The sequence below is a fragment of the Flavobacterium sp. CG_23.5 genome, assembly GCF_017875765.1.
GTDB lineage: Bacteria > Bacteroidota > Bacteroidia > Flavobacteriales > Flavobacteriaceae > Flavobacterium.
On record NZ_JAGGNA010000001.1, the window covers coordinates 1008743 to 1020673 of the forward strand.

General features: G+C 34.0%; 11 protein-coding genes. 1 reads left to right on the plus strand and 10 read right to left on the minus strand.

Going from position 1 to position 11931, the window contains the following annotated elements:
* Positions 1-32: 32 nt before the first annotated feature.
* The 6 genes from ccoG to H4V97_RS04240 all read right to left on the minus strand — a co-directional run bounded on the left by ccoG (position 33) and on the right by H4V97_RS04240 (position 7531).
* Positions 33-1451 (minus strand): cytochrome c oxidase accessory protein CcoG, encoded by a 1419-nt coding sequence (gene ccoG, locus H4V97_RS04215; protein WP_209549025.1) that lies wholly within the window; start codon positions 1449-1451, stop codon positions 33-35.
* 76 nt (positions 1452-1527) lie between these two features.
* Positions 1528-2421 (minus strand): cbb3-type cytochrome c oxidase N-terminal domain-containing protein, encoded by an 894-nt coding sequence (locus H4V97_RS04220; protein ID WP_209549026.1) that lies wholly within the window; start codon positions 2419-2421, stop codon positions 1528-1530.
* Between the two features lie 27 nt (positions 2422-2448).
* Complete coding sequence (locus tag H4V97_RS04225) at positions 2449-2619, minus strand: CcoQ/FixQ family Cbb3-type cytochrome c oxidase assembly chaperone (protein ID WP_209549027.1); 171 nt, start codon at positions 2617-2619, stop codon at positions 2449-2451.
* Positions 2620-2624: 5 nt separating this feature from the next.
* The gene (gene ccoN, locus H4V97_RS04230; protein ID WP_209549028.1) at positions 2625-4814 is read right to left on the minus strand and encodes a cytochrome-c oxidase, cbb3-type subunit I; all 2190 of its coding nucleotides are present in this window, start codon (positions 4812-4814) and stop codon (positions 2625-2627) included.
* A gap of 2 nt (positions 4815-4816) precedes the next feature.
* On the minus strand, positions 4817-5008 hold the full coding sequence (gene ccoS / locus H4V97_RS04235) for a cbb3-type cytochrome oxidase assembly protein CcoS (RefSeq protein ID WP_196850533.1): 192 nt from the start codon (positions 5006-5008) through the stop codon (positions 4817-4819).
* A 117-nt stretch (positions 5009-5125) separates the two neighbouring features.
* Complete coding sequence (locus tag H4V97_RS04240; protein WP_209549029.1) at positions 5126-7531, minus strand: heavy metal translocating P-type ATPase; 2406 nt, start codon at positions 7529-7531, stop codon at positions 5126-5128.
* Between the two features lie 111 nt (positions 7532-7642).
* On the opposite strand from H4V97_RS04240, the gene H4V97_RS04245 reads away from it, so the two are divergent.
* Positions 7643-8323: a Crp/Fnr family transcriptional regulator gene (locus H4V97_RS04245; protein WP_209549030.1), complete on the plus strand. Its 681-nt coding sequence runs from the start codon at positions 7643-7645 to the stop codon at positions 8321-8323.
* A 1-nt stretch (position 8324) separates the two neighbouring features.
* Here the strand turns inward: H4V97_RS04245 and H4V97_RS04250 are convergent, their stop codons facing one another.
* From H4V97_RS04250 to def, 4 genes are all read right to left on the minus strand, one after another.
* Positions 8325-9773 carry an APC family permease gene (locus H4V97_RS04250; RefSeq protein ID WP_209549031.1) on the minus strand — a complete coding sequence of 483 codons (1449 nt, stop codon included), beginning with the start codon at positions 9771-9773 and terminating at the stop codon, positions 8325-8327.
* A gap of 77 nt (positions 9774-9850) precedes the next feature.
* The gene (gene mazG, locus H4V97_RS04255; protein ID WP_209549032.1) at positions 9851-10633 is read right to left on the minus strand and encodes a nucleoside triphosphate pyrophosphohydrolase; all 783 of its coding nucleotides are present in this window, start codon (positions 10631-10633) and stop codon (positions 9851-9853) included.
* 87 nt (positions 10634-10720) lie between these two features.
* Positions 10721-11233: a DUF5606 domain-containing protein gene (locus H4V97_RS04260; protein WP_209549033.1), complete on the minus strand. Its 513-nt coding sequence runs from the start codon at positions 11231-11233 to the stop codon at positions 10721-10723.
* A gap of 88 nt (positions 11234-11321) precedes the next feature.
* Entirely contained in the window at positions 11322-11909 is a 588-nt protein-coding gene (gene def, locus H4V97_RS04265; protein WP_209549034.1) for a peptide deformylase, read from the minus strand.
* Positions 11910-11931: the final 22 nt, after the last annotated feature.

Below are 11931 nucleotides of genomic sequence, written 5' to 3' on the forward strand. Positions count from 1 at the left end.
ATTTATATGTTTAAACCTTAAAACCGTTCGTATTAGTCAAAGCTTCTTGGACTTAAAAAACTAGTTGTAGCAGTTTCAATTTTTTTATTTCCGTTAAAAACTTCAATATTAAGTTTGGTTTTATCACTATCCAGTAAATTTTGATTAATTTCTACAAACAAAGTTCCGCCATTCATACCCTGTTTGGGTACTTTAAGATCTTGTTTTCCTACCATTTCCAATTTCCCTTTTATACCAATTAATTTGAAATGAATATCATTAAAATCATTATTGGTTTTATTGATAATCTTGAAGGTGTAGATATTACTAATGTTCTCGCCTTTGTGCTGAAACAATTGACCTGGCAAACGCAAAATACTTGCTTCAACATCATTTCTTAAAAACAACAATCCTATTAAAATCCCTGTTAGAATAAACAACACAGCGGAATACCCTTTCATTCTGGGGGTAAATTTAAACTTGCTTTTTTTCTCAATTTCCTCTTCGGAAGCGTAACGAATTAATCCTTTTGGCAACCCAACACTATCCATAATAGTATCACATTCATCAATACAGGCAGTGCAATTCACACATTCCAGTTGGACGCCGTTACGAATATCGATTCCCGTTGGACAAACATTGACACATTGTTTACAATCAATGCAATCTCCTTTCCCTGTTGATGCTCTGTCTTCTTGTTTGTTGAATTTGGCTCTTCCTACTTCTTTTTCGCCACGAACAAAATCATAGGCTACATTAATCGATTTATCATCTAATAAAACACCTTGTAATCTTCCGTAAGGACAGGCGATAATACAAACTTGCTCTCTAAACCAAGCAAAAATAAAATAAAATACTCCGGTGAAAATCAACAATGAAACTAAGGTACTAACATGATTTTCAGGACCTTCTTCAATCATTTTAAACAATTCATCACTACTGATAAGATAAGCCAGAAAAACATTGGCAATAAAAAACGAAATGATTAGAAACAAGCTCCATTTTAAGGCTTTCTTTCTAATTTTCTCCGCATTCCACTCTTGTTTTTCTAAACGGATTTGAGCACCACGATCTCCTTCTATCCAGTATTCTATTCTTCGGAAAACCATTTCTAAAAATATGGTTTGCGGACAAACCCAACCGCAAAAAATTCGGCCAAAAATAACCGTAAAAAGGATGACGAAAACAACGCCTACAAGCATAAAAATAACAAACAGATAAAAATCTTGAGGCCAAAATGGAAATCCAAAAATATTAAATCTACGTTCTAGAACATTGAACATCATGAACTGATTGCCATTAATCTTTATAAAAGGATTCGCAACCAAAACAATCAGCAAAAAGTAACTGACCCACTTTCTATATTCATAAAATTTACCGGAAGGCTTTTTAGGGAAAATAAATTTTCGATTTCCTTCCTCATCGATTGTTCCGATGGTATCTCTAAAAGCTTCGTCTGGTGATTGTGACATTTTTTTTTTTTCAATATTAAATTATAAAGTACTTATGCCAAAGTTTTGAGCTTTGGCATAAGTACTAGAAAACCTATTATTTTTTTGGTGCAGTTTCGTCGACCCAAATTTCACCATCCGGCGCTTTTGGATCTTTAGGATTACTTCCTCTTAAAGACAAAACATAACTAGCAACGTGCTGCATCTCTTTTGGTTTTAATGTTCCTTTCCAAGAAATCATTCCTTTTCCGTCACGACCTCCATTAACTAAAGTATGGAATACATTTTTTATTCCTCCACCTAAAATCCAATGATCATCTGTTAAGTTTGGTCCTATTTGTCCACCAGCATCGGCTCTATGACATGGAATACAATTAGCAGTGAAAATCGATTTTCCAATAGCTAAATCTGCGGGTTCTGTCAACAATGTAACTGTTTTCTCATCCATCATGTCAGGAGCAGTTTTCATGTATTCTGCCACTTCAATTTTGGCTTGAGCCATTTCATTCTTAAGTTCTGTTTCTTGATTATCAGCTCCTAATATTTCATATCGGACCATATATATTACTCCAAAAACAATACCTGCATAAAATAAATACACCCACCATGGCGGTAAATTATTATCTAATTCCCTAATTCCGTCGTAATCATGATCTAATAAAAGGCTTGCTTCATTTTCTAATGGCTCCGATTTAGTCAAACGTTTCATCAGTTTTTTAAACCATTCACTATCCTTGAAACTCAACGTATTTATTTCATTTGATTGGACTTTCTGCTCTTCTGTTAACAATTGATACGTAATATTATCAACAGCTTTCAATGTAATTTCTATCGCTATCAAAAGGAAAAGAAAAACAAATAAAAAGACAGCAACCATGGGGAATTTTATAAAAGCAGGTCTGTCACCAGAGTCTATAAAATATTCCATTGCTGCAAAAACAGCAAAGAAAATAACTAGGACTCTAATATATGCTGGAATTAATTTTTTCATTTTCTAAATTTTAAAAAATTATGTTGTTTAATTATCGTTTAATGGAATTTGGCTCATTTCAGTAATCTTTTCTTTTTTATATGAAAAAACCCATAAACCAAGTCCTATAAAAAAGACAAAGAAAATCAATAGTGAAAGAATTGGATATATCGCAACTCCGTCGATAGTTTCCATATTGTGTTTAATTTGTTCGAACATGACTGTTATTTTTTAGCTATATCTTTTACTTTAATATCCGTCCCAAGTCTTTGTATGTAAGCAATCAGAGCAACAATTTCTCTTTCATTCATTGGAACAAATTTTTCTCCTCTAGCTTCCGCTTTTTTCTTGCTTTCGTTGTAACTTTTCACAAAGTCAGGATCATTTTTCAAGTTTTCTTCAATTTTCAAGGCTTGTGTTCTTAAATCTTTAAGTCCATTTGCCACTTGAGCATCAGAATAAGGAACTCCAAGAGTTACCATCGCTTTCATTTTCTTTTGAGTTAAAGAAATATCCATAGGTTTATTATCGAACAACCATTTGTAACCTGGCATAATCGATCCGGCAGATATACTTTGCGGACTCCAAAAGTGGTTAAAATGCCAATTATCATTGTATTTTCCTCCTTCTCTTAATAAATCCGGACCGGTACGTTTTGATCCCCAAAGAAATGGATGGTCATAAACAAACTCCCCAGCTTTAGATTGTGGCCCATAACGTTCCACTTCGCTTCTAAAAGGACGAACAGATTGTGAGTGACAACCCACGCAACCTTCACGAATATATAAATCACGCCCTTCCAGTTCTAAAGGGGAATATGGTTTTACACTTGCAATTGTAGGGATATTAGATTTTACCATAATCGTAGGCACGATTTGAATAACTCCTCCAATTAAAATTGCTACTGTTGCCAAAATCGTTAATTGAATAGGTTTTCTTTCTAACCACGGATGAAATTTTTCCCCTTGTACTCTTCCAGAACTAATTTTCAATAATGCTGGAGCTTGCGCTAATTCATCTTCGATTGGTGAACCTGCTCTTAATGTTTGAACAATGTTATAAACCAATGTCAACATTCCGATTAAATACAATGAACCTCCAATAGCTCTCATCCAATACATTGGCATGATTTGAGTTACCGTTTCAAGGAAGTTACCATAAGTTAATGTTCCGTCTGGGTTAAACTGTTTCCACATAGACGCTTGTAAAAACCCAGCAACATACATTGGAATTGTGTATAATATAATACCTAAAGTACCAATCCAGAAGTGAAAATTAGCTAGTTTAAGAGAGTACAAAGTACTTTTCGTCATTCTAGGAATCAACCAATAAATCATACCAAAAGCCATAAATCCATTCCATGCTAATGCCCCTACGTGAACGTGAGCAATAATCCAATCCGTATAATGCGCAATGGCGTTTACATTTTTAAGAGACAACATTGGACCTTCAAAAGTCGCCATTCCGTAACCAGTAATCGCTACAACGAAGAATTTCAAAACTGGATCCACTCGTACTTTATCCCAAACTCCACGCAACGTTAACAATCCATTTATCATACCACCCCAAGAAGGTGCAATCAACATTATTGAAAAGGCAACACCTAAATTTTGTGCCCAGTTAGGTAAAGCAGAATATAATAAATGGTGTGGTCCAGCCCAGATATAAATAAAAATCAACGACCAAAAGTGAACAATTGACAATCGATAAGAATACACAGGACGATTTGCCGCTTTTGGAACAAAATAATACATCAATCCTAAAAAAGGCGTGGTTAAGAAAAATGCAACCGCATTATGACCGTACCACCATTGAACTAAAGCATCTTGAACTCCTGCATATACAGAATAACTTTTCATTGCAGAAACAGGCAATTCTAAACTGTTGAAAATATGTAAAACGGCAATCGTTACGAAAGTTGCCAAGTAAAACCAGATTGCTACATACAAGTGTCTCTCTCTTCTTTTTATCAAGGTTCCAATCATATTGATTCCCATAACAACCCAAATTATGGTAATCGCAATATCAATTGGCCATTCTAATTCAGCATATTCCTTAGAGGTGCTAAAACCTAATGGAAGAGAAATAGCCGCCGCTACAATAATTAACTGCCAACCCCAAAAATGAATATTACTTAAAACATCACTGAACATTCTTGCCTTAAGCAATCGTTGCATCGAATAATACATTCCTGCAAAAAAAGCATTTCCCACGAAAGCAAAAATAACGGCGTTCGTATGTAAAGGTCTCAATCTACCGTAACTTAACCACGAAATTCCGTCGGTTATGTTAGGAAAAAGAAACATGATGGCCAATGTAAGGCCAACCAACATTCCCACTACACCAAAAAGGATGGTCGCGTAAATGAATTTCTTTACAATTTTGTTGTCATAATAAAACTGCTGCATTTCCATAATTAAATTTGTTTTTCTTCTATTGTTTGTATTGGTTTTGGATTTTCAATTTTGAGCTCATCGTCAAAAAGCATTCTGACTGATGGCGTATAATCGTCGTCATATTGGCCCGTCTTTACTGCTCTTATAAAAGCAATAAAAAAACCAATAGCTACTACTATACTGATGGAGATTAATAAATAAATGACACTCATACCTTAATTTATGTTAGCAAAGTTACTTTGAGGTTCTTTAGTAAAATATGACATTTGTCATATCTATTGAATTATGTTAAAATTATGTGAAACAACACGGTGAAAACTTATGTAATTTTATTTTTTATTTGCATAATAGCTACTCATTACGGTTACAAAACTTACAATCGTTATCGTACTTAAAGGCATTATAATCGCCGCAACCAAAGGCAATAAATTTCCCGTAATAGCAAATGATAGTCCTACCAAGTTATACAACAAGGACAAAGCGAAACTCATTTTGATAGTCGTAATGGAATTCTTCGAGAGTTTCAAAAAATAATCCAATTTGGGAAATTCATTGGCATCCAAAATAGCATCACAAGCCGGTGAAAAAACATTGACATTTTCTGAAATCGAAATCCCAACATTACTTTGTGCCAAAGCTCCCGCGTCATTCAATCCATCCCCCACCATCATCACATTTTTGCCTTCTTCTTGTAAATTCTTGATGAATTCTAATTTTTGTTCTGGTTTTTGATTAAAAATTAATTCAGTGCCCTTCGGCAAAAGTTTTTCCAGAGTGGATCTTTCTCCTTCATTATCGCCAGACAAGACTTTGATTTGATACTGTTTACTTAAATTCTTAAAAAGTTCCTCTAATCCGTCTCTGTATTGATTATTGAAAATATATTTACCATAATAATCTCCATTAATTTTAATATGAACTGATGTTTGCTGAATGTTATTTTCTTCTATTTTTTCTACAAAAGAAGCAGAACCTATTTGAATTTGGTATCCAAAAATTTGAGCGTGAATCCCTTTTCCTGTAATCTCCTCAAAAGCATCAACTTTTATTTTTTTTGTTTCCAATGCTGATTTATTATGCAAAATTGGTAAAGGCAAATAATCATATAACATTCTACTTAAAGGATGATTTGACGCCCGAAGCACATTTTTAATCAACAGCAAATTTTCATCAGAAAGCAATTCTCCTTCATAAGAGATATTCGATTTTTTATTCGTGGTAATAGTTCCAGTTTTATCAAAAACAATCGTATCTACTTTGGCCAATTGCTCAATAACCAATGCATTTTTGAGATAAAATTTCTGTTTTCCTAAAATTCGCAAAATGTTGCCAAAAGTGAATGGAGCAGTCAATGCCAATGCACAAGGACACGCCACAATAAGCACTGCCGTGAAAACATTAAAAGCAATATTGGCATCTATAAAAATCCAATATCCAAATCCTGAGAAGGCAATTAATAAAAGAATAGGAGTAAAATAACGAGAAATTCGATCGGTAATGGTTTTGTGTTTTTGTTCGACATTTTTTTGAAAAACATCATTGCTCCATAACTGCGTCAAGTAACTTTGTGAAACAGAATGTAGTACTTCCATTTCGATCACTTTACCCATTTGTTTTCCGCCAGCAAATACTTTATCACCTGATTGTTTCGTAATTGGAATGGCTTCCCCGGTAACAAAACTATAATCAATTTCGGCTTTTTCAGATATTAAAATACCATCAACAGGAATCAGTTCTTGGTTTCTTATTAGCAGCCTATCTCCTTTTTCCACCTCATAAACCGGAACACTTTCTTCAGAAGCATCCGAATTAATTTTGGTAATGGCAATTGGAAAATATGATTTAAAATCTCTTTCGAAACTCAAAAAACTATAGGTTTTTATTTGGAACATTTTACCCAAAAGCATGAAGAAAATCAAACCAGTCAAGCTATCAAAAAATCCGGAACCGTAATCCATTACAATATCTACCGTACTTCGGATAAAAAATATTACAATCCCTAACGCGATTGGAATATCGATATTTAGCATTTTGGATTTAATGCTTTTATAAGCCGAAACATAATATCCACTCGCTGAATAGAAAAAACTTGGAAGCGATAATGCAAAAATCAACCAACGGAAAAAGCCACGGTATTGATCCAACCAGAATTCTTTCACTTCAAAATACTCCGGAAAAGAAAGCAACATGATGTTTCCAAAACAAAAGAAAGCGACACCTAGTTTATAAGTCAAACTTCTGTCTACATTGTTCTTGCCCGTTTCATAATTTTCCAAACTAATGTAGGGTTCGTATCCAATGGAACTCAACAAATAAACAATAGTTTTTATTGAAACCGTTACGGGATTATAGGTTATTCGGACTTTCTTTTCAGGAAAATTAACCTGAGAAGAACTTATTCCTTTTTGAAGACGCTGTAAATTTTCCAGAATCCAAATACACGAGCTGCAATGAATATGTGGAATGTTAAGCGAAATAATAGCAGTTGAATTCTCTTGGAATTCCAAAAGTTTTGAAACGATACTTTCATTATCTAAAAAATCATATTTACCATTAATGTCTTGAGGGGTTGCTCCAGGAGATTTTTCAAAATCATAATAGCAAGTCATATCATTAAGACTGAAAATTTCGTACACAGTCTTACAACCGTTGCAACAAAATTCTTTTTCATCAAAAATAATTTCTTCTGCTTTTATAATATCTAAACCACAATGGAAACAGTTTTGTCTGTCCATAAATCTTTGCTCATTTTACCTACAACAAAGGTGACAAATAGATTAAGTTAAAAATATGACATTTGTCATATAAAAGCCTAAATTTGTGCAGTTATAAATCCCCTTTCTATTATGAGTAAATGTGAACAATGTATCGTTAGAGAATTCAGCTCATTGAAAGCACTTACTAAAAATGAACTGGTTCATCTTTCTGATTGCAAAACATCACGAACGATAAAAAAGGGAGAAGTTATTTTTGAAGAAGGCGAAAACGTAAACGGAATCTATTGTATAAAAGATGGAGTTTGCAAACTCACAAAATTGACTCCAAATGGTAAAGACAATATTGTTAAACTTGTTACAAAAGGAGAATTATTAGGTCAACGTTCCATGATTAGTGACGAACCAGTGAATTTGAGCGCTGTTGCACTAGAAGATATGCAAGTTTGTTTCATTCCAAAAACTGAAGTGATGGGTTTCTTTAACAAAAACAATCAGTTTTCGATGAATGTGATGAAAACGATATGTGGCGATCTAAAAGATGCCGATCATCACGTGGTCAATTTAGCTCAAAAAACAGTCAAAGAACGATTAGCAGAAACACTTCTTTATTTGCATGATACTTTTGGTCAAAATGAAGATAATACTTTAAAAGTTCAGCTTTCAAGAGATGAATTAGCCAGTATGATTGGTACAGCCACCGAAAGTTGTATTCGTTTGTTATCTGATTTTAATAAGTTAGGCCTGATCGAATTGACAGGTAAAAAAATTCTTTTAAAAGATATCAATAAACTAAAAAGATTAGCAGAATAATCTAATCTTTCTTATTCATTACAAAATAATAAACTGGAATTCCCAAAGCTACAATACACAATCCCAATCCCGTGTTGAATGTATCATAAACCAGCAACGTTACACAAATTGCCGTTGTCACTATAATATAAATTGCAGGAACAAACGGATAGCCAAAAGCTTTATAAGGCCTTTCTGTATTTGGTTCTTTTTTTCTAAGTATAAAAACACCCAAAATCGTTAAAATATAAAACAACAACGATGCAAAAGTGGCATAGGTCAACAAATCCCCAAATTTTCCCGAAATACATAATACACAAGCCCAGACACATTGCACCCATAAAGCTTTGGCAGGAACTTGGTTTTTATTGAGCTCGGTTGCTTGTTTAAAAAACAGTCCGTCTTTCGCCATTGCAAAAAACAACCTTCCTCCAGACAAAATTAATCCACTATTACAACCAAAAGTGGAAACCATTATCAATGCTGCCATAACAAAAACACCAATATTCCCCATAATCATACTCGCTGCAGCCGCTCCTACTCTATCATTACTGGTAAACATGATTCCATTACTGGCAATATCTGATGCGTTAGGTGTTCCTTGTATTGGCAACAAAGCCAAGTAAGCCAGATTTGCCAAAACGTAAATAACCGTAACAATCAAAGTTCCAAGAAACAAACTACGTGGAATATTCTTTTTCGGTTCCTTTATTTCTCCGGCAATAAAAGTTACATTATTCCAAGCATCACTAGAAAATAATGAATTGATTATTGTAGCTCCCGCAGCTCCTAAAAGTGCCATTCCAGCGAGTTTGGTAACGGTAATAGTTCCATCTGGATTAACGACCGTTTTACTGGCATCCCACATATTTGCAAAATTATCAGACAAAACATTGGTTTGTAAACCCACGTACAATCCCAAGATAATCAATGCAAAAAGAGCAAATAACTTTGCAGAAGTAAATACTAACTGCACCGTTTTTCCGCTTTCTACTCCTTTAGTATTGATATATGTTAGCAATATTATGCTTGAGATAGCTAAAACTTTTTGGTAGGAAAAAATAAATCCAGCTCCCACTTTAAAAAGCGGCTGGTCTAAAACGGGAAAGAAAATAGCAGTATAATTAGCAAAAGTAACGGCAATTGCAGCAATAACTCCCGTTTGAATTACCGTAAAAACAGTCCATCCATAGAGAAAGGAAATTAATCTCCCGTAAGCGCGTTGAATATAAACAAATTGTCCGCCCGCATTAGGCATCATTCCGGCCAATTCGCCATAACTCAATGCTGCAGCAACGGTTATAATTCCCGTTACCAACCAAATTACCAATAGCCAAGCTGCAGAACCAATATCGCGAGCCATTGATGATGTCACAATAAAAATTCCTGATCCTATCATGGAACCTGCAACTAAACTTGTAGCATCAATTAATCCTAAAGAACGTTTTAATTCGGTTTTATTTTCTGGCATTTATCTGTCTAAAATAATTTATAATTTCTTTGCTTCGTTCCAAATTGAGTTATTTGGAAATCATAGATTTCCAATTCCTATTTATTTGGAAGACGCTTCGCTTCCTCCCAAAAAATATCCATTTCAGCAAGGGTCATATCCATTAGTGGTTTCCCTAATTGACCTGCTTTACTTTCTAGATATTGAAAGCGTTTAATGAATTTTTTATTGGTTCGTTCCAAGGCGTCTTCGGGATTCACGTTCAGAAATCGGGCATAGTTAATCATCGAAAATAAAACATCGCCAAATTCAGCTTCAATTTTATCCTGATCCCCAGCCTTGACCTCCACTTGCAATTCTTCTAATTCTTCTTGTACTTTGTCCCAAACCTGATGGGACTCTTCCCAATCAAATCCCACTCCTTTTACTTTATCCTGGATTCTACTTGCTTTAACTAATGCCGGCAAACTCTTTGGAACACCTTCCAAAACGGAAGTCTTACCTTCTTTAAGTTTTAATTTTTCCCAGTTTTGTTTAACTTCTTCTTCATCTTTCACAACAACATCACTATAAATATGTGGATGACGATGAATGAGTTTCTCGCAAATTTCATTACAAACATCTGCTATGTCAAAATCATTGGTTTCACTTCCTATTTTGGCATAGAAAACCAGATGCAATAACAAATCCCCCAATTCTTTCTTTATTTCGGTCAAATCATTATCTAAAATTGCATCGCCCAATTCATACGTTTCTTCTATGGTAAGATGGCGTAAACTCTGCATGGTTTGTTTCTTATCCCAAGGACATTTCTCGCGTAGATCGTCCATGATGTCTAGTAGCCTTTCGAAAGCCTGAAGTTGAAGTGTTCTTGAGTTCATTGCATTATTAGTTTTGGTAAAAATAAAAAAATCCTGTCAAGAAAACATCTTAACAGGACTAAATATAATTTATTAAAATATAATTTATTATTTTTTTTCTGCAGCTTTTTTAGCAGCAACTTTTTTTGCTGGAGCTTTCACTTCTTTTTCTATCGTTTCTTTACTATCGGTTACAACTTCTTCAACAGCTGTTGGAGTTTCTTCTGGTGCAGGAACGTCATCAACGATAAGTCCTTTTGCTTGAAGCATACTGTACCAATTTAATATTTTTTTGATATCAGATGGATACACTCTTTCTTCATCATAATCAGGTAAAATTTCTTTGAAATAAGCCGCTAGTTTTGCGTTGTCTTCTTTATGAGACAGTGCTGGACCTTTATTCTCTTTATCAGCAATTTTTTGCATGATTTCAGACAATGGTTTTTCGCCTTCATACGTATAAATTGAAATCTCCGACAACAAACTCACATTGCTTTTTAAATTTACTGTGATTTTTTTTCCGTCTAATAATGATTCTGCAACAAACCCTGTACGCGTTTGTACTTTTAATACATATAAACCTGGTTTCCCAGAAATGGCTAATATTTTTTCTAAATTCATGTTTTTTTAATTATTATTAAGAATTCAATTTATTTTACTTTTTCATTTAGGCTCTAAAACCGTACCAATATTAAGTAATAATACTAGTTTATCTTCCTTTTTTAGCGAAAAATTTCATGCGATAATCTTGAAATGTTTTTCCTTCGAGAATGTTCTTTAGTTTCTTTTGAATCAAACGTTTTTTAAGTGATGAGATTTTATCTGTAAACAAAATTCCTTCAATATGGTCGTATTCATGTTGAATTACTCTTGCAATTAAACCTTCAAAAACTTCCGTTTTCATCACAAAATCCTCTTCACAATATTCGATTGTTATGGTTGGATTACGATATACATCTTCTCTAACATCAGGAATACTCAAGCAGCCTTCATTAAAACTCCATTCTTCACCCTCTTCTTTTATCATTTTTGCATTGATAAAAGTTTTTTTGAATCCCTTTAACTCTTTTTGTTCAGCATCTTCTAAATCTTCATCATCGCTAAAAGGAGTAGTGTCTATTACAAATAAGCGCACTGCCAATCCTACTTGCGGAGCTGCAAGTCCCACGCCATAGGCATTATACATCGTCTCATACATATTGGCAATTGTTTCCTTCAAGTTGGGATGTTCTTCGGTAAGATTCTCTCCTACTTTTCTTAAAACTGGATCACCATATCCTATAATTGGTAAAATCATTAGTGTTGTATTAAGTATTATC